Origin of the sequence: Burkholderia sp. LMU1-1-1.1 (assembly GCF_040675865.1) — a bacterium.
Lineage (GTDB): Bacteria > Pseudomonadota > Gammaproteobacteria > Burkholderiales > Burkholderiaceae_D > Rugamonas.
Map to the genome: position 1 here is coordinate 152,666 of NZ_JBEGHG010000003.1, position 18,462 is coordinate 171,127.

At 66.8% G+C, this 18,462-nt stretch carries 14 protein-coding genes; 12 read left to right on the forward strand and 2 right to left on the reverse strand.

Going from position 1 to position 18,462, the window contains the following annotated elements; all coding sequences use genetic code 11:
* Positions 1 to 100 precede the first annotated feature (100 nt).
* From MRBLMU1_RS04280 to xseA, 3 genes are all read left to right on the forward strand, one after another.
* Positions 101 to 952 (forward strand): sulfotransferase family protein, encoded by an 852-nt coding sequence (locus MRBLMU1_RS04280; protein WP_363497510.1) that lies wholly within the window; start codon positions 101 to 103, stop codon positions 950 to 952.
* Entirely contained in the window at positions 949 to 6,546 is a 5,598-nt protein-coding gene (locus tag MRBLMU1_RS04285) for an Ig-like domain-containing protein (protein ID WP_363497513.1), read from the forward strand. Before MRBLMU1_RS04280 ends, MRBLMU1_RS04285 begins: the two co-directional genes overlap by 4 nt.
* 210 nt (positions 6,547 to 6,756) lie before the next feature.
* The gene (gene xseA, locus MRBLMU1_RS04290; RefSeq protein WP_363497515.1) at positions 6,757 to 8,118 is read left to right on the forward strand and encodes an exodeoxyribonuclease VII large subunit; all 1,362 of its coding nucleotides are present in this window, start codon (positions 6,757 to 6,759) and stop codon (positions 8,116 to 8,118) included.
* 96 nt (positions 8,119 to 8,214) lie between these two features.
* On the opposite strand, the gene MRBLMU1_RS04295 is transcribed toward xseA, so the two are convergent.
* Positions 8,215 to 9,213, reverse strand: a complete 999-nt coding sequence (locus MRBLMU1_RS04295) for a glucokinase (protein WP_363497518.1) — start codon at positions 9,211 to 9,213, stop codon at positions 8,215 to 8,217.
* Positions 9,214 to 9,477: 264 nt separating this feature from the next.
* Here MRBLMU1_RS04295 and MRBLMU1_RS04300 point away from each other — a divergent pair, with 264 nt between their 5' ends.
* The 3 genes from MRBLMU1_RS04300 (at position 9,478) to mgrA (ending at position 12,274) form a co-directional block, all read left to right on the forward strand.
* Positions 9,478 to 10,458 carry a LacI family DNA-binding transcriptional regulator gene (locus tag MRBLMU1_RS04300; RefSeq protein WP_363497821.1) on the forward strand — a complete coding sequence of 327 codons (981 nt, stop codon included), beginning with the start codon at positions 9,478 to 9,480 and terminating at the stop codon, positions 10,456 to 10,458.
* 125 nt (positions 10,459 to 10,583) lie between these two features.
* Entirely contained in the window at positions 10,584 to 11,162 is a 579-nt protein-coding gene (gene sodB, locus MRBLMU1_RS04305; protein ID WP_363497520.1) for a superoxide dismutase [Fe], read from the forward strand.
* A gap of 74 nt (positions 11,163 to 11,236) precedes the next feature.
* Positions 11,237 to 12,274, forward strand: coding sequence for an L-glyceraldehyde 3-phosphate reductase (mgrA, locus tag MRBLMU1_RS04310; RefSeq protein WP_363497522.1), 1,038 nt, complete (start codon positions 11,237 to 11,239; stop codon positions 12,272 to 12,274).
* A gap of 5 nt (positions 12,275 to 12,279) precedes the next feature.
* Here the strand turns inward: mgrA and MRBLMU1_RS04315 are convergent, their stop codons facing one another.
* Positions 12,280 to 12,678, reverse strand: a complete 399-nt coding sequence (locus MRBLMU1_RS04315; RefSeq protein WP_363497525.1) for a hypothetical protein — start codon at positions 12,676 to 12,678, stop codon at positions 12,280 to 12,282.
* Positions 12,679 to 12,858: 180 nt separating this feature from the next.
* Between MRBLMU1_RS04315 and MRBLMU1_RS04320 the strand changes: the two genes are divergently transcribed.
* Genes MRBLMU1_RS04320 through MRBLMU1_RS04345 form a run of 6 tightly spaced genes read left to right on the forward strand, consistent with a single transcriptional unit; the run spans position 12,859 to position 18,458 of the window.
* Positions 12,859 to 13,209, forward strand: a complete 351-nt coding sequence (locus MRBLMU1_RS04320; protein ID WP_363497528.1) for a DUF4148 domain-containing protein — start codon at positions 12,859 to 12,861, stop codon at positions 13,207 to 13,209.
* A 21-nt stretch (positions 13,210 to 13,230) separates the two neighbouring features.
* Entirely contained in the window at positions 13,231 to 14,673 is a 1,443-nt protein-coding gene (locus MRBLMU1_RS04325; protein ID WP_363497531.1) for an efflux transporter outer membrane subunit, read from the forward strand.
* Positions 14,674 to 14,727: 54 nt separating this feature from the next.
* Complete coding sequence (locus MRBLMU1_RS04330; protein ID WP_363497534.1) at positions 14,728 to 15,225, forward strand: MarR family winged helix-turn-helix transcriptional regulator; 498 nt, start codon at positions 14,728 to 14,730, stop codon at positions 15,223 to 15,225.
* A gap of 13 nt (positions 15,226 to 15,238) precedes the next feature.
* Positions 15,239 to 17,383 (forward strand): FUSC family protein, encoded by a 2,145-nt coding sequence (locus MRBLMU1_RS04335; RefSeq protein WP_363497537.1) that lies wholly within the window; start codon positions 15,239 to 15,241, stop codon positions 17,381 to 17,383.
* Positions 17,373 to 17,573: a DUF1656 domain-containing protein gene (locus tag MRBLMU1_RS04340; RefSeq protein ID WP_363497540.1), complete on the forward strand. Its 201-nt coding sequence runs from the start codon at positions 17,373 to 17,375 to the stop codon at positions 17,571 to 17,573. The genes MRBLMU1_RS04335 and MRBLMU1_RS04340 overlap by 11 nt, the downstream gene beginning before the upstream one ends.
* A gap of 24 nt (positions 17,574 to 17,597) precedes the next feature.
* Positions 17,598 to 18,458 (forward strand): efflux RND transporter periplasmic adaptor subunit, encoded by an 861-nt coding sequence (locus MRBLMU1_RS04345; protein WP_363497543.1) that lies wholly within the window; start codon positions 17,598 to 17,600, stop codon positions 18,456 to 18,458.
* The last annotated feature ends 4 nt before the right edge of the window (positions 18,459 to 18,462 follow it).

Genomic DNA, 18,462 nt, shown 5'->3' on the forward strand with positions numbered 1-18,462 from the left:
AATTGGGGAGAAACTTTGCCTCTAAATATGCCACAGTTAAATAAAGTTTATTCCTGTTCAAACCTTACCCGCCGTCCCATCGCCGGCGTTCGCGTCCACCATGCCCGTTCAAGACCGCACCTATCATTTCATTTCCGGCCTGCCCCGCTCCGGTTCCACCTTGTTGTCCGCCATCCTGCGCCAGAATCCCCGCTTCCACGCCGGCATCAGCAGTCCCGTCGCCAACCTGGCCGGCGGCCTGCTCGGCCAGGTCAGCGCCGGCAGCGAATTCGCCACGCTGGTCGACGCCCGGCAGCGCCGCGCCCTGCTGCGCGGCCTGTTCGACGCCTATTACAGCGACCATCCGAACGAGGTGGTGTTCGACACCAACCGGCTGTGGTGCGGCAGGCTGCCGCTGCTGCGCGACCTGTTCCCCGGCGCCAAGGTGATCGTCTGCGTGCGCAACGTCGCCTGGGTCATGGACAGCATCGAGCGCCTGTACCGCGCCAATCCGTATGAGAACACGCGCCTGTTCAACCAGGCGGGCGGCCGCGCTTCGGTCTACACCCGGCTCGAAGGCTTGATCCAGCACGACCAGATGGTCGGCTCGGCCTGGGCCGCGCTGCGCGAAGCCTATTACGGCGAACAGGCCGAGTCGCTGCTGGTGGTCGACTACGACCTGCTGTCGCGCGCGCCGCAACAGGTGATCCCGTTGATCTACGACTTCATCGGCGAGCCGGCGTTCGAGCACGACTTCGAGCACATCGAGTACGACGCCGTCGACTTCGACCTGCAACTGGGCGTGCCCGGCCTGCACCGGGTGCGCGCCAAGGTCGAGTTCCAGGCGCGGCGCACCATCCTGCCGCCCGATTTGTACGAAAAATATTCCAAGCTGTCCTTCTGGGGCGACCGCAACGGCAGTCGCGCGAATGTGATCAGCAACCAACCGGCCCTGCCAGGGAACCCATCATGACCAGCAAGCACACCAACGGCATCCATACCCATCTCGACGACGACGGCGCGCCGTGGCGCTTGGGGATCATGGCCGGCGCGCCCGAGGCCATCACGCTCCCGGCGGCCGCGTCCGCGCAGCCGGCACCGCTCGTCATCGCCCAGCGCACCGAGATCACCTTCATCGAATCGAACGTGGCCGACCTGCCGACCTTGCTCAAGGGTCTGGCCGGCGGCGAGGTGCACGTGCTCGACGCCGGCGGCGACGGGCTGCAACAGATCGCCGCCATCCTGGCCGGACGCACCGGCATCGACGCGCTGCACATCATCTCGCACGGCACCACGGCGGCGGTCAACTTCGGCGCGCTCAAGCTCGACGGCGGCAACCTCGGCGCCCACCGCGCCGAGCTCGCCGCGATCGGTGGCGCCATGGCCGACGGCGGCGACATCCTGCTGTACGGCTGCGACGTCGGCGCCGGCAGCGGCGGCGCCGCCTTCATCGACCGCCTGGCCGACGCCACCGGCGCCGACGTCGCCGCCTCGACCAACCTGACCGGCGCCGCCGCGCAGGGCGGCGACTGGCGGCTGGAAATCCACAGCGGACAGGTAGAGACGACGGCCGTGGTCGACCCGGCGCTGGCCGCGCTGTATCAACAGACGCTGGCGGTTGCCAGCGCCAGCGTCAATTTCGACACTACGGGGCGGTTCGCCAACACCGGCAGTCCGGCCTCGGCGGCGGGCGACGTGCTCTACAACGTCAACGGCCTCGGCGCTTACCAATTGAAGATCGACGGCGCCACCCAAGGCGCCATAAGCTACGGCGCTGGATACGTCAGCAGCGACGCCTATTCCATCGGCGAAACCTTGCTGACGTTCTCGTTCGTCAACGGGCAGGTCTTCACGCCCACATCGATCAAAGTCTCCGGCTTCCAGAACGGCACGGCGGCGCAAAACCTGATCTTCAAAGGCTACGACACGGCCGGCAATCAAGTCGGCACGCCGCAGACGGTCACCACCTCTAGTAGCGCCGCCACTTTCGTGACCGCGTCGTTCTCGGGCCTGACCAATATCGCCCAGCTCAGGGTGACGGCCGACCCGGGTTCGCAGAACGGAAAAATGATTTATCTGTCGTTCGACGACTTCGCGCTGACCAATATCCAGCCCCCCGGCCCGGCCGTGACGTCGATCACCTCGAGCACCGCCAACGGCAGCTACAAGGTCGGCGACACCATCAGCATCCAGGTCGGCTTCGACGCCGCCGTCACGGTGACCGGCACGCCGCAGCTGACCCTGGCCACCGGCGGCGCCGGCCGCGCCATCAACTATGTCGGCGGCAGCACCACCAACACGCTGACCTTCACCTACACCGTGCAGGCCGGCGACAGCAGCAGCGACCTGGACCTCTTCAGCACCGGCGCGCTCAGCCTCAACGGCGGCAGCATCACGCAGACCAGCGGCGGCGCCGCCGCCACCCTGACCCTGCCCACGCCCGGCACGGCCGGCTCGCTGGGCGCCAACAAGGCGCTGGTGGTCGACGGCGTCGCCCCGACCGTGGCCATCACCAGCAACGTGTCGACGCTCAAGGCCGGCGAGACCGCCACCATCACCTTCACCTTCAGCGAGGACCCCGGCGCCACGTTCACCTGGAACGGCAGCAGCGGCGACGTGGTCGTCACCGGCGGCACGCTGGGCGCCATCTCCGGCGCCGGCCTGACGCGCACGGCCACCTTCACGCCGACCGCGTCCACCAACGGCGGCACCGCCAGCATCACCGTGGCCTCCGGCAGCTACGCCGACACCGTCGGCAACGGCGGCGGCGCCGGCGCCACGCCGTCGTTGACCTTCGACACGCTGGCGCCATCGGCGCCGTCGACGCCGGCGCTGGCCGGCGCCAGCGACAGCGGCACCAGCCCCTCCGACGGCATCACCAACGACACCACGCCGACCTTCACCGGCACCGCCGAAGCCGGCGCCACCGTCAGGCTGTACGACACCGACGGCACCACCGTGCTCGACACCGCCATCGCCACCGGCGGCAACTGGACCCTCACCAGCAGCGCGCTGGCCGCCGGCGCGCACAGCGTCAGCGTCAAGGCCACCGACGCCGCCGGCAACACCAGCGCCGCCTCGGCCACGCAAACCGTGACGATCATGACGGCCGCGCCTACGGTGTCCATCACCAGCAACGTCGCCAGCCTCAAGGCCAACGAAACCGCCACCATCACCTTCACCTTCAGCAGCGACCCTGGCGCCACCTTCACCTGGGATGGCAGCAGCGGCGACGTGGTCGTCAGCGGCGGCACCCTGGGCGCCATCTCCGGCACCGGCCTGACGCGCACAGCCACCTTCACGCCGGCGGCTGCAACCGACAACGTCGCCGCCAGCATCACCGTCACCGCCGCCAGCTACGCCGACGTGGCCGGCAACGGCGGCGCGGCCGGCCTCACGCCGACGCTCAACATCGACACCATCGCGCTGGCGCCGACCATCGCCGGCGCCAACGCCGCCAGCGACAGCGGCGGCTCCAGCACCGACGGCATCAGCAACGACGGCACGCCGACCATCACCGGCACCGCCGAGAACGGCGCCGCAGTGCGCCTGTACGACAGCGACGGCACCACCCAGGTGGGCAGCGCCACCGCCGACGGCGCCGGCAACTGGAGCATCACCGCCAGCGCGCTGACCGAGGGCGCGCATACCTTGACGGCCAAGCAAACCGACATCGCCGGCAATGTCTCCGCCGCCTCCAGCGCCTACACCTACCGGGTCGACACGATCGGGCCGACCGCCATGGCGCTCAGCGCCACCACCGTCGCGCTGGCCGCCGCCACCAACGGCGCCACCGTGGCCACCGCCTCGTCCACCGACGCCAGCGCCGTCAGCTACGACTTCGCCGTCGGCAACGGCACCATCGACGCCGACAACGCCAAGTTCAGCTTCTCGGGCAGCAGCCTGGTGGCGGCGCAGACGCTGGGCGCCGGCAGCTACCATATCTACGTGCGCGCCACCGATGCCGCCGGCAACGACGCCTTCCAGATCTTCGTCATCGACGTCGTCGACGCCCCCGCCGTCAGCTCCATCGTGCGCGCCGCCGCCGCGCCGGGCACGGTGGCGGCCAGCGCCACCTCGGTCAGCTACACGGTCGTCTTCAGCCAGAGCGTCACCGGCGTCGGCGCCGGCGACTTCACGCTGACCGCCAGCGGCACCGCCGCCGGCACCATCCAGTCGGTCACCGGCAGCGGCGACACGTACACCGTCACCGTCAATGGCATCAGCGGCGACGGCACCTTGCGGCTGGACCTCAACGCCAGCGGCACCGGCATCCAGAACGGCTCGTCCGTGGCCATCGTCGGCGGCCACACGGCCGGCCAGACCTACACGCTGGACCACACCGCGCCGGCGGCGCCGGGCGTGCCGGCGCTGAGCGCCGGCAGCGACAGCGGCGCCTCCTCCAGCGACGCCATCACCAGCGACACCACGCCGACCGTGACCGGCACGGCGGAGGCCAACGCCACCGTCAATCTGTTCGACGGCGCCACCCAGGTCGGCAGCGTCGCCGCCGACGGCAGCGGCAACTGGAGCATCACCAGCAGCGCGCTGGGCGTTGGCAGCCATACGCTGACGGCGCGCGCGACCGACGCCGCCGGCAACGTCTCGGCGGCCGGCACCGCGCTGACGGTGGTCATCGACACCAGCGCCGCCGCCCCGGCCGCGCTGGCGCTGGCCAGCGCCAGCGACAGCGGCACCCTGGGCGACGGCATCACCAACAGCGCCACGCCGACCATCACCGGCACCGCCGAAGCCAACGCCGCCATCACCCTGTACGACACCGACGGTGTGACGGTGGTGGGCACGGCGACCGCCAACGGCAGCGGCGCCTGGAGCACCGCCACCGCCACGCTGGGCGACGGCGCCCACACGCTGACGGCCGTTCAGACCGACCGCGCCGGCAACGTCTCGGCCGCCAGCGCCGGCCTGTCGCTGACCATCGACACGCTGGCGCCGGCGGCGCCGGGCGCGCCGGTGCTGGCCGTCGCCAGTGACAGCGGCACCGCCGGCGACGACATCACCAACGTCGCCACGCCCGTGCTGACCGGCACCGCGCTGGCCGGCGCCGTGGTGCGCCTGTACGACACCAACGGCACCACGGTGCTGGGCACCGCCACCGCCGACGGCGCCGGCAACTGGAGCATCACCAGCAGCACGTTGACGGTGGGCGCGCACACGCTCACCGCCAAGCAGTTCGACACGGCCGGCAACGCCTCGGCCGCCGGCGCGGCGCTGGCGCTGACGATCGAGGCGGCGCCGCCACCCACCACGCCGCCCGCCACCACCATCGACGGTGTGGCGGTGGTGCAAACGCCGGTCGCGCTGCCCGGCGGCGGCCTTGGCACCCAAACCGTGATCGGCATCGTCGGCGACAACCGCGCCGAGTCGAGCGGCAACGCCGGCGTGGCCGACATTCCGCTGGTGACCGGCGGCGGCGCCAACCTCTTGCTGGCCCAGATCGCCCCCGGCTACGGCCTGACCGCGTCCAGCGGCGCCAGCCGGCCGGCCGGCAGCTCGACCGAGCAACTGATCCAGGCCATCCTGGGTGTGACGCCGGACCACCCCTCGTCGGACCAAAGCCACCTGACGGGCAACGGCGTGGCCTTCCTGAGCCAGTTGGCGGCCAGCACGCCGCTGCTGGTCAGCACCATCGTTCCGGTCAGCGGGACCACCGCGCCCACCGGCTCGCTGACCTTGACCGGCACCAGCACGGACAGCCAGCACACCGCGCTGGTGATCGACGCCGGCGACCTCGCCCCGGGCAGCACACTGGTGTTGAACGCGATCGACTTCGCCGCCGTCATCGGCGCCGTCAACGTCAACGGCAACACCGCCGGCCAGATCCTCACCGGTGACGCCGCCGGCCAGCAATTCACCGTCTCCTCCGCCAGCGGCGGCGCGGTGTTCGCGGGCGGCGGCGCCGATGCGCTGGTGTTCAATTCCCCGTCCGCCGTGGCCATGGCCGCCGCCGGGTCGGCGCGCGCGTCGGCGGCGGCCGACACCACCACCATCCTGCATGGCGGCCTCGGTGGCGACAGCGCCGCCTTCAACGGCGCCAGCGCGAACTACACGATCGAGCTGCACCAGGGCTACGCCATCATCACCGCCAAGGCGCAGCCGCAGCAGCATGCACTGGTGATCAACGCCGAAAGCCTGAAGTTCGCCGACACCACGCTCAATGTCGACAACCCGGCGTCGCTCGCTTCGATCACGGGCTTGTATCAAAGCGTGCTTGGCCGCCAGGCCGACCATCTGGGCGTCGAGTTCTGGGCCACGGCGTATGACAACGGCGCCAGCATGGGCAAGATCGCCATCGGCATCATCCAGTCGGTGGAATCGCAGGCGTTGCATCCGATGGTGTTCAACGGCGACAGCGCGCACGACATCGAGCTGCTGTACCAAGGCATCTTCGGGCGGCACAGCGACGCGCCAGGGCTTGCCTTCTGGATAGATAAAATGGCCGGGGGTATGTCGCTGGAACGAGTCGCGGACCTATTCACCTTGTCCGCCGAAATGGATATCCACAAGATCGGCGTACAGAACTGGGATTTCGAGATCTCTTCATGAACAGTTTGTGTGGATAACTTTGTGCGTAACTGCCATCGGGGAGACTAAAGTGCTTGATCCATAAGGCTTTTTAATCATTGCCTCTAAATAAGGCAGAAATATTAGCCTTTAAAATCAGGACCCTATCTATAATACCTACCGCTTCACGTGCAGTGTGACCACTGTGTTACAGATCTCACATAGTGTGGATAGTTTATTTTTTTGAAATCAATGATGTTCGACGACCGCTCCGATTCCGTCCCCGCCGCAGCCCCCGTGATGACCGTGACCGCCCTCAATCAGGCGGTCGCGCGGCTGCTCGAACGCTCGTTCCCGCTGGCCTGGATCGGCGGCGAAGTGTCCAACTTCACCCGCGCCAGTTCCGGCCACTGGTACTTCACGCTCAAGGACAACGCCGCCCAGGTGCGGGCGGTGATGTTTCGCGGCCGCGCGCAGTACGCCGACTTCATTCCGCGCGAAGGCGACAAGGTCGAGGTGCGGGCGCTGGTCACCTTGTACGGCGCGCGCGGCGACTACCAGATCAACGTCGAAGCGATACGCCGCGCCGGCGTCGGCTCGCTGTTCGAGGCGTTCCAGCGACTAAAGGAAAAGCTGGACGCGGCGGGCCTGTTCCACGCCGACCGCAAACGCGCGCTGCCGATGTTCCCGCGCACGATCGGCATCGTCACCAGCCCGCAGGCGGCGGCGCTGCGCGACGTGCTGACGGCGCTCAAGCGGCGCGCGCCGCACGTGCGCATCGTGCTGTATCCGACCCCGGTGCAGGGACAGCTGGCGGCCGAGAAGATCGCCGCCGCCATCGACGCGGCCTCGCTGCGCGGCGAATGCGATGTGCTGATCGTCTGCCGGGGTGGCGGCAGCATCGAGGACCTGTGGTCGTTCAATGACGAGGATGTGGCGTACGCGGTCGCCAATTGCCGCATGCCGGTGATCTCCGGCGTCGGGCACGAAACCGACTTCACGATCTGCGATTTCGCCGCCGACCTGCGCGCGGCCACGCCGACGGCGGCGGCCGAGCTGGCGGCCACGCCGCGCGCCGACTGGCTGGCGTCCCTGCGCGCCGACGCCACCGACCTGCGCCGCGCCATGCGCCGCGGCGTGAGCGAGGCCGCGCAAACGCTGGATAACTACACGCGGCGCCTGCTCAACCCGGGCGCGCAGATCAAGCAGCAGCGTTTGAAGCTGCTGGCGTTGTCGACGGCGATGATGCACGCCAACCGCATGCCGCTGTCGCAGTCGCGTTATCAGCTCGATCGCTTGAGCGGCCGGATGGCCGCGCACAAGCCGGACGTGCGGGCGGCGCGCTCGGCGCTGGCGGGCCTGCGCCATCGCGCCGAGATCAGCGTGGCCACGCAACTGGGCCGGCGCCGCCACGCGCTGGCGGCCCTGTCGTCGCAGCTGGAGTTATTGAACCCGCAGCGCACGCTGGAGCGCGGCTACGCCATCGTCACGGACGACAAGGGCGCCATCGTGCGCGCGCCGACGCAACTGCGGCCGCGAAGCACATTGACATTGCGGCTGGCCGAAGGCAGCGCGCAAGTCGGCGTCGACGCGGTGCAGCCGACGCTCGATTAACCCCGATTTAACCCCCAATAACCGCAGGGTCGTACCCCGTACGGGGTACGACCCCGGTGACGCGGCGGCCGCAGGCCACGGTTACGCGGTTGGGTTTCAGCCTGCCGACAGCATCGCCGACATCCCGATCAACGTCGGATATTCCTCGGTGATGACATACGTCGGGATATGCGATAAATAGTCCGAAAAGCGCCCCTTCTGCTCGAAGCGCGCGCGGAATCCGGAATGCTCGAAAAACTCGCTCATCCGCGGCACGATGCGCCCGCCGATGTAGATGCCGCCCTTGGCGCCCAGGGTCAGCGCCACATTGCCCGCCACCGTCCCGAGCATCTCGCAGAACGCCTCCAGCGTCTCCTCGCATACCGGGCACAGGCGATGCAAGCCTTGCTCCATGATCTCCGTCGTGCCCAGGTTGCGCGGCTCCACGCGCGCGCGCTCGCACAGCGCGCGGTACACCAGCCCCAGGCCGATGCCCGACACCAGCCGCTCGCTCGACACATGCTCGTGATAGCGGCGCGCATAGCGCAGGATCTCGATCTCGCGCTCGTTCATCGGCGCGAAGGTGCTGTGCCCTCCCTCGCTGTCGATGGCGATCCAGCGGCCGTCGACGCCGGACGGCACCAGTCCGGACACGCCCAGTCCCGCGTCCGCGCCCACCAGGCCGATGGTCGCGCCGGCGCGCGCCACGCCGCCGCCGATCTGGCGCTTGTGGTCCGCCGCCAGATACGGCAAGGCGCTGGCCAGCGCGGTGAAGTCGTTCACCACCACCAGCGATTTCAAGCTGAATTGCGAGCACACCGCCTCGATCGAGAACGACCAGTGGTGGTTGGTCATCGTGACCCAGTCGCCGTCGATCGGATTGGCGATGGCGATGCCGGCGAAGCGCGCCTGGTAGCCGCCGGCCGCCACCGTGGACGGCTGCGACAAGTAGGCCACCAGCGCCGCGCCCAATGTGGGATAGGCGGCGCAGTCGGTGACCCAGATGGCGTCGATTTGATTGGGCGCCGTCTCCAGGCCGAAGCTGGCGCTGGTGCCGCCGATGTCGGCCAGCAGGCGCGGGCCGTTCGCCAGATGCGAAAAGGATGCGCGATCCATGTCTCTTCCTTTTTTATTGTGGGTGCCGCGATGCACGCGTTCGTTATCGGTTCGTTGTCGGGATTATACGGCAGCACCTTTATGAAATCGATTTCATAACCATTTTCCATTAGATACCCGGCGCTGGGGAAAGTCAATGCGCGACTGGAACTGGCCGAAAGGATAGCGAATATGGTAACCTTGGGTGAAAAGCTTTTCATAACAATTAAACAACAGGATTCCCCCTTGGCAGATCTCCCCTCCCACTCCGGCCCGTCGACGCTGATGGATGTTGCACGCCAGGCGGGGGTGTCGCCCAGTACGGTTTCCCGCATCCTCAACGGCACCGCCAAGGTCTCCGACGACAAGCGCGAAGCCGTGCTGGCCGCCATCGCGAAGATGAACTTCGCCCCCAACCAGATGGCGCAGGGCCTCAAAAAAGGCCGCTCGCTAACCATCGGCATCGTGGTGCAGGACATCTCCTCCCCTTTCTTCGATGAAACGCTGCGCGGCGTCGACGACGGCCTCAAGGGCACCGGCTACGCCTCGGTCATCGTCAGCGGCCACTGGAACGCCGACGAGGAGGCCGAGCGCATCCGCCTGCTGCTGGCGCGCAAGGTCGACGGCATCATCCTGCTGTCGGGCCGCATCTCCGACGAGACGGTGCTCGGTTTCTCCACCCAGCGGCCGATCGTCTCGACCGGGCGCGAACTCAAGACCCGCACCGCGCTGGGCTTCAAGATCAACAACGAATACGGCGCCTATCTTGCCGTGCGCCACCTGATCGAGCTGGGCCACCGCCGCATCGCCTTCATCTCCGGCCCCGCCAACAACATGGACGCCGACGAGCGCCTGGCCGGCTACAAGCGCGCGCTGGACGAGGCCGGCATCGAGGCCGACCCGCACCTGATCGTCGAGGGCAATTACCACGAGGCCAGCGGCATGATGGCGATGAACCGGCTGTTCGATACGCACCAGCAATTCACGGCCGTGTTCGCGGCCAACGACCTGAGCGCCTATGGCGCGCGGCTGGCCCTGTACCGCAAGGGCATCCGCGTGCCGGACGACATCTCGCTGGTCGGCTTCGATGATTTGCCGGGCTCGTCCTACACGACGCCGCCGCTGACGACGATCCGCCAGCCGCTGTACGACATCGGCCGCATCGCCACCCACGCGCTGCTGCGCGTGATCAACGGCGAGGACGCCCAGGGCGAGATTCCGCCGCTCGAACTGATCGTGCGCGAGACCACGCGCCGGGTGCGCTGACCGCGCCGCCGAGTATCCACACGGAAAGCGGGCCTTTTGAGCATGGAAGGCGCATCCGCTTTACAATGATGAACGTTTCGCCATAATTCACCCTCGGTTTTAACACCCCAAACAAAGGAACAACAATGGAACATACCCTGCCACCACTGCCATATGCCATCGACGCCCTGGCGCCGCATATCTCGCAAGAAACCCTGGAATACCACTACGGTAAGCACCACCAGACGTATGTCACCAACCTGAACAACCTGATCAAGGGCACCGAGTTCGAGAACCTGTCGCTCGAAGAGATCGTCAAGAAATCGTCCGGCGGCGTGTTCAACAACTCGGCCCAGGTGTGGAACCACACGTTCTACTGGAACAGCCTGACGCCAAACGGCAAAGGCGCACCGGACGGCGTGCTGGCCGATGCCATCAACGCCAAGTGGGGTTCGTTCGACAAGTTCAAGGAAGAGTTCACCAAGTCGGCCGTCGGCAACTTCGGTTCGAGCTGGACCTGGCTGGTGAAAAAGGCCGACGGTTCGCTGGACATCGTCAACACCTCGAACGCCGCCACCCCGCTGACCACCGATGCCAAAGCGCTCATCACCTGCGATCTGTGGGAGCACGCCTACTACATCGACTACCGCAACGTGCGTCCTAAGTACATCGAGACGTTCTTCAAGCTGGCCAACTGGGACTTCGCGGCGGCCAACTTCGCCTGAATGAACTAGCACCACTGAAAAAGCCCGGTCCTCTTCGCGAGGCCGGGCTTTTTTTAATCCGATTGGAGACACGAATGACCTACCTCGCCTCACCCCACCGCTACGAAGAAATGCAATACCGCACCTGCGGCCGCAGCGGCTTGAAGCTGCCGGCGATGTCGCTCGGCCTGTGGCATAACTTCGGCGACACCAACAACCTCGCCTCGCAGCGCGACATGCTGCGCACCGCCTTCGACCTGGGTATCACCCACTTCGACCTGGCCAACAACTACGGCCCGCCGTACGGTTCCGCCGAATCCAATTTCGGCCACCTGTTCAAATCCGATTTCCAGCCCTACCGCGATGAACTGATCATCTCCACCAAGGCCGGCTGGGACATGTGGCCCGGCCCCTACGGACAGGGCGGCGGTTCGCGCAAGTACGTGCTGGCCAGCCTTGATCAAAGCCTGACACGCATGGGCCTCGACTACGTCGACATCTTCTACTCGCACCGTTTCGACCCGGCGACGCCGCTGGAGGAAACCATGGGCGCGCTGGCGCACGCGGTCCAGCAGGGCAAGGCGTTGTATGTCGGAGTGTCGTCCTACTCGGCCGAGAAAACCGCCGAAGCCGCCCGCCTGCTGCACGAGTGGAAGGTGCCGTGCCTGATCCACCAGCCGTCCTACAACATGCTGAACCGCTGGATCGAGGAAGACCTGCTCGACACCTTGGGCAAACAGGGCATCGGCTGCATCACCTTCACCGCGCTGGCGCAGGGCATCCTGAGCGACAAATATTTGAACGGCATTCCGGCCGACGCCCGCATCAACCGCCCTGGCGGCGGCTCGCTGATGGCGTCGCACCTGAGCGAGGAAAACCTGGCCCGCGTGCGCGCCCTCAACGAGATCGCCAAGGCGCGCGGACAAACGCTGGCGCAGATGGCGCTGGCCTGGGTGCTGCGCGACGCGCGCATCACGTCGACCTTGATCGGCGCCAGCAGCAGCGCGCAAATCCGCGAGAACGTCGCCGCGCTGAAGAACCTCACCTTCAGCGTCGAGGAATTGGCCGCGATCGACCAGCAAGCGAAAGAAGGCGACATCAATCTGTGGGCGGTATCCTCCGTCCACAAATAAGTTACTTATTGGCGGGAAGCCGGCTGCCCGTTCAACCGCGACTTCTCGCCACGCTCTAACGTTTGATCCGGCGGCACATCGTCATCCGGCACGCTGCCGTCATCCTCCAACGGCACCACGTCGTGGAAATCGCCGTCCACCATCGCATCGGCGCCGGGGATGGTTTCGATATGATCGAAACCGATGTCGGCGCCCGCCTCCACCCGATCGATGCCAACGTCGCCACGCTCGCCGGTGCCTTCGGCATCGGTGTCGCTGTCGAGCGCCAGATCCGGATTGCCGGCCACGTCGCTGCCGCTGTCGGAGTTATCGCTCGGGCCGAGCGAACGGGTGCCATGGCCGCGCCCCAGCACGCGATCGTTACCTGCCGGGATGTTATCGGGGTCGAGTGTACTGTCAGACATGATCTACTCCTTCCAATGAAAACCCGATTGGACCACCGCTGCGGCGCTTGGTCCGTGCGCCCACTCGCATATAGGGGAGACGCCTCGCGGGTGCCGCTATCGCGCCGATAGGATTTTTTTACTTTACAAATGTACTATTCATAGATATAGTTACTCCATACACACACGAAGGAGTCCATCATGAGCACCGTCACCAACCACCTGCTGCGCGCCGCCACCATTGTTTTCGCCATCGCCGGCAGCAGCGCCGCCATCGCGCAAACCACCTCGCCCGCCGTTAGCGCGGCCAGCTCCACCAGCACGACCAGCACGACCACCACCGCCGGCACCACCAAGGCGGCAACCAGCAGCACCGCCGCGCAAAACGCCGTCGCCGCCACCACGGTCGCCGCCAGCAAGGCCCAACAGCCGGCCGGCCTGACCCGCGCCCAGGTTCAAGCGGAGTTCCTCGAAGCGCGCAAGAACGGCACGCTGCTGCAAACGGAAGCGGACTTCGACGTCGCGCAAACCCGCAAACACGTCGCCAACTAATCGCAGCTCGAGCAGATCGCCATGACCACGCATCCATCAACCCGCTCCCTCGCCGCCGCCATGCTGGCGTGCGCGATGGCGGTGCTGGGCGGATGCGCGGACATGGGCCACATCCAGCCGCAAGCCGTCGCGCTCAAGCCCGCGCAACTGAACGCCGGCAAAGCCGTCGCCGCCGCCAGCGCCGACGTGGCCTGGCCGGGGCAGCACTGGTGGGAAGCGCTGCATGACGAACAGTTGAACAAGCTTGTGGTCGCGGCGCTGGCCGACAACCCTGGCCTGCGCGCGGCGCAAGCGCGCGTGCGCCAGGCCGAGTCGCTGGCGGGCGTCGCCAAAGCCGGCACATTGCCGCGCGTGGACGCCTCGGCCAGCATCGACCGCGAACTGTATTCCGCGCACAGCACCGTGCCCGCTCCGCTGGCCGGCAACTACGCGTGGAAGAACACCGCCACCCTGTCCGGCTCCTACGACCTGGATCTGTGGGGCCGCAACCGCGACGCGCTCGCCGCCGCGCTCGACGAGGCGCGCATGGCGTCGGCCGAGGCGCAGATGGCGCGGCTGACATTGGAGACGGCCATCGTGCGCAGCTACATCCAGCTGTCGCTCGACTACGCGCTGCGGGACAGCGTGGCCGACAACCTGGCACAGCGGCAGCGCATTCTCGAGATCACCCGCAAACGCCGTGCGGCGGGACTGGTGAGCGACATCGACGTCACCAACATTGAAACAACGCTGCCGGCGGGACGGCGCGACCATGAGCAGATCGACGAATCGATCGTCCTGTTGCGCAACCAGCTGGCGGCACTGATCGGCAAAGGACCGGGCGACGGTGAGACCATCGCCCGGCCGAAGCTGGCCCTGGAAGCGGGCCACGGCGAAGCGGTGCCCGACACGCTGCCGGCGGAGCTGGTCGGCCGGCGCCCCGACATCGTCGCCCAGCGCTGGCGCGTGGAAGCGGCCGGCGCGCGCATCGCCGGCGCCAAGGCCGACTTCTACCCGAACATCAATCTGGCGGCCTTCGTCGGCCTGCAGTCACTGGGTTTCTCGCGCTTCCTCGACAGCCACTCGCAGATGCGCGGCATAACGCCGGCCATCAGCCTGCCGATCTTCGACGGCGGCCGGCTGCGCGCCCAACTCGGCAACCAGACCGCGCTCTACGACGGCGCGGTGGAACAGTACAACGCCACCGTGATACAGGCGATGTCCGATGTGGCCAACGCGGTGGTGCGGATCGCCTCCGTCAAGCAGCAGGACCTGCTGGCGCAGCGCGCGCTGGAATCGGCGCGCCGTCAGCAGCGACTGGCCGAGCGGGCCTACAACGCCGGCATGACCGACTCGCTCAATGTCATCAACGCGCAGCTGACTTTGTTAAACGAGCAGCAGCAAATGGCACAAGTGGCGAGCAAACAACTGGATAACTACGCTTTGCTGATGTCGGCGCTTGGCGGGGGCATAAAAGTGGATTAACCGGGGAGCTTCCAAGTACAATCAATCCTTCAAAATTATAAGAGGAGCAAGGCGATGAGCAGTTTTGAAGCGACTAAAAAGCGCCTGAAAAACATCCATGCCCGCATGCCGGACTTCCCCGAAGATCTGATGCGCCTGATGCGCATGACCTACCACATCCAAAAACGGATGAAAGATTTGAGCAATGCCGCGCTGCGCAAATATGACCTGGTGGACGCCAGCTACATGGTGCTGGCGGTGCTGTATGGCTCGGACGACGAGACCTCCACCGCTTCCACGCTGGGCGAGGCTTGCATGGAGAAGCCCGCCAACCTGACGCGCGTGTGCAACGACCTGGAAGCACAGGGACTGATCACGCGCGGCAATCGCCCGGGCGACCGCCGCTGCGTGATGATCTCGTTGACCGACAGCGGCCGCGCGCTGATCGCCAAGGTGCTGCCGGAAGTATGGGCTGCGACCACCCACGCCTACGATGGCTACAACGCGGAAGAAGTCAAACAACTGGAAGCACTGCTGAAACGGCAGTTGAACAACCTAGAAGCACTTACATAGACTAACCCACACCATGAACCCTCCCTCCGCCGCCACGCCAACACAGGAACACAAAGCGGCGCGGGGAGTGAACAAGGGAGCGGCCTGGCTGCGCTCTGAAACCGCCGGCTGGTTCAACACCGAAGGCCAGCGCTGGGTCTTCGTCGCCAAGGCCATGCTGGCCGCCTTCTCCGCCTTGTGGCTGGCCTTCCGCCTCGGCCTCGACTCCCCCTCCACCGCGCTCGCGACCACCGTCATCCTCGCGCTGCCCAGCAGCGGCATGGTGCTGGAAAAAGCCTTCTACCGTTTTCTCGGCACGCTGGTCGGCTGCGCGGCTTCGCTGCTGCTGGTGGCGCTGTTCCCGCAGTCGCCGCCGGTGCTGTTCATCGGCGTGGCGCTGTGGATCGCGCTATGCACCGGCGGCGCCGCCATGCACCGCAACCAGCAATCCTATAGCTTTGTGCTCGCCGGCTACACCGCCTGCATGATCGTCGTTCCCGCCATCGACGCGCCGGCCCACGTGTTCACCCTGGCCGTCACCCGCGTGACAGAGGTCGGACTGGGCATCATCTGCGCAGCCGTGGTGCATGACGTGATTTTCCCGCGCCGCCACTCGCACGCCGTCATGCGCACCGTGCAGACGCGCTACGCCGGCTTCATCACTTTTTGCCAGCAAGTGCTGGAGCGGCGCCTGTCACCGGCTGAGGCGGAGCTGAACCACCTGAAGTTCGCCGCCGATATCGCCGCGCTGGAGTCGGGCCGCGCGGCCGCCTTCTTCGAGGCCGACCACGCGCGCTCCCACACACGCCAGCTGCACGCCTTCAACGCGGCTTTCATGACGGTGCTGACCACCTTCTACACGCTGCACCGCCTCATCCACCGCCTGCGCATCAACGCCAGCGGCCCCGTGCTGGACCTGGTAGAACCGATGCACGCGCATCTGGCGCGGGCGATGAAGCCCGACCTGACCGCAGGCCAACTGGCCCGGATGCGCGTGGAACTGGCCGAAGACATCACGGCGGCACGCGCGCGGCTGGCGGCCGAGCCGCTGGAGGGGCGCCCGCAACAGATCGACTTCGACACGGCGGTCGAACTGCTGGATCGCTTCGTGCGCGACCTGGAGGACTTCGCGGCGCTGTACCACGGCCTGACGCGCGAGAAGCGCCAGCAGGTCAGCGATCCCGGCGCCTACACGCCGAAGACGCCGCCGGCCATCGTCATCGCCAGCGGCTTCCGCGCCGGCGCCACCCTGCTGATCACCGCCGCCGCCTGGTACTGGCTGGCCTGGCCCTACGCCGCCAATGCCATCCTGATGGCTACCATCTTCTGCGCGCTGGCGTCGTCGTCGCCGCGACCGACGGCGCTGGTGCAGCAAGTGCTGACCGGCTTCCTGATCGCCATGCCGCTGGCCTTCCTCACCGAGTTTCTGCTGATGACGCGGGCCGACGACTTCGGCCCGATGGTGCTGGCGGCCTTGCCGCTGCTGGCGCTGGGCTCCTACCTGAGCACCGGTCCCAAATGGGCGGGTGTGGGCATCGGCATCGGCATGTTCTCGGCCACGTTGCTGGTGCCGGCCAACCAGATGCACTACGACGTCGAAGCCTTCATCAGCAGCGAACTGTCGCTGACCATGGGCGTGGTGGTCGCCTGGGCGATGTTCAAGGTGGTGCTGCCCGAGCACACGATGGGCCACAAGGGACATGTCGCCGCCGCGCTGTGGCGCGAGGCGCTGAATGCCTGCACGGCGCCGCTGCACCGGCTCAAGCGCCGCTTCGACAACCGCGTGCGAGATCTTCTGAGCCAGTTGAACGCAGCCTCGGGACCGGCGCCGGGCGAAGCCGCGCGCTCGGTGGTGCGCCAGGGCCTGACCTTGCTGGAGCTGGGCCACGCGGTGATCGAGCTGCGGCAGCTGATCGCGGCGTCGCCGCCCGGCCCCGCGCGCCACGGCCTGCAGCAGGTGGTGCGGAACCTGGGCGACTACCTGCGCGCGCCGACGCCGGCACATGGCGCGACCGCGCTGGAGTCGCTGTTGCACGCCGGCACAGCGGTGCGCGCCGTACTGGCCGACGCCGCGACGGAGCGCCGCCCACCCCTGCAAACCGCACTGACCGACCTGCATTCCATTTACACGTCCTTGCTGGACCAGCTATCAACAGGAGAACCCCATCATGCCGCGTGAAATCGACTTCTTCGGCGTATTGCTGCCCGGCGTGCTGCCGCTGTTCCTCGCCAGCCTGCTGCTGCAGGTCGCGCTGGACAGTGTTTTGAGCCACATCGGCGCGTATCGCCAAAGCTGGCATCCGGCGCTGGTGCGCCTTTGCCTGTTCGTCTGCATCTTCGGCGCGCTGCTGCTGATCTTATATAAATAATCCAAACCATCTTCGAGAGCTAACGTGAGCGCATCTAAAATCTTCCGCTTCTTCCTGACCATGCTGCTGCTGGCGGCGGCCCTGTGGATCGGACGCACCGCCTGGGACCATTACATGGAATCTGCATGGACCCGGGACGGCCGCATCAAGGCCGACGTGGTCACCATCAGCGCCGACGTCGCCGGCACCGTGACCGACGTGATGGTGCGCGATAACCAGATGGTCAAGCAAGGCGACGTGCTATTCGTCGTCGACAAGGCGCGCTACCAGAACGCGCTGGCGCAGGCCAACGCCGTGCTGGCGTCGCAGCAGGTCGAGAAAGGCCGCCGCAGCAAAGAGGCCAGCCGCCGCGCGGCGCTGGACAGCTCCATCGTCTCCGCCGAAAGCATGGAGACGGCCCAATTCGCGGTGGGCACCGCGTCGGCGCAATACCAGGCGGCACTGGCCGCGCGCAACCTGGCGCAGCTCAACCTGGAGCGCACCGTGGTGCGGGCGCCGGTGGCAGGCTATGTCACCAACCTGAATGTGCACGCGGGCGATTTCGCCGCCGTCGGCGCGGCCAAGCTGGCCGTCATCGGCAGCGAGTCGTTTTACGTGGTCGGCTATTTCGAGGAAACCAAACTGCCGCTATTGAAGGTGAACGACCAGGTGCAAGTCCATCTGATGAGCGGCGCGGCGCAACTGAGCGGCCATATCGAGAGCATCGCCCACGGCATCACCGACCGCGACGCCAGCGTCGGACGCGAGCTGCTGGCCGACGTGAACCCGACCTTCAACTGGGTGCGGCTGGCGCAGCGGGTGCCGGTGCGCATCCATATCGACCAGAAGCCGAAGGATCTGGCGCTGGTGGCCGGCACCACCTGCACGGTGGTGATCCACAGCTAAAGGG

Coding starts and splice junctions, on each gene's coding strand:
- MRBLMU1_RS04280 (WP_363497510.1), top strand. CDS start 101: ATGCCCGTTCAAGACCGCACCTATCATTTCATTTCCGGCCTGCCCCGC.
- MRBLMU1_RS04285 (WP_363497513.1), top strand. CDS start 949: ATGACCAGCAAGCACACCAACGGCATCCATACCCATCTCGACGACGAC.
- xseA (WP_363497515.1), top strand. CDS start 6,757: ATGATGTTCGACGACCGCTCCGATTCCGTCCCCGCCGCAGCCCCCGTG.
- MRBLMU1_RS04295 (WP_363497518.1), bottom strand. CDS start 9,213: ATGGATCGCGCATCCTTTTCGCATCTGGCGAACGGCCCGCGCCTGCTG.
- MRBLMU1_RS04300 (WP_363497821.1), top strand. CDS start 9,478: ATGGATGTTGCACGCCAGGCGGGGGTGTCGCCCAGTACGGTTTCCCGC.
- sodB (WP_363497520.1), top strand. CDS start 10,584: ATGGAACATACCCTGCCACCACTGCCATATGCCATCGACGCCCTGGCG.
- mgrA (WP_363497522.1), top strand. CDS start 11,237: ATGACCTACCTCGCCTCACCCCACCGCTACGAAGAAATGCAATACCGC.
- MRBLMU1_RS04315 (WP_363497525.1), bottom strand. CDS start 12,678: ATGTCTGACAGTACACTCGACCCCGATAACATCCCGGCAGGTAACGAT.
- MRBLMU1_RS04320 (WP_363497528.1), top strand. CDS start 12,859: ATGAGCACCGTCACCAACCACCTGCTGCGCGCCGCCACCATTGTTTTC.
- MRBLMU1_RS04325 (WP_363497531.1), top strand. CDS start 13,231: ATGACCACGCATCCATCAACCCGCTCCCTCGCCGCCGCCATGCTGGCG.
- MRBLMU1_RS04330 (WP_363497534.1), top strand. CDS start 14,728: ATGAGCAGTTTTGAAGCGACTAAAAAGCGCCTGAAAAACATCCATGCC.
- MRBLMU1_RS04335 (WP_363497537.1), top strand. CDS start 15,239: ATGAACCCTCCCTCCGCCGCCACGCCAACACAGGAACACAAAGCGGCG.
- MRBLMU1_RS04340 (WP_363497540.1), top strand. CDS start 17,373: ATGCCGCGTGAAATCGACTTCTTCGGCGTATTGCTGCCCGGCGTGCTG.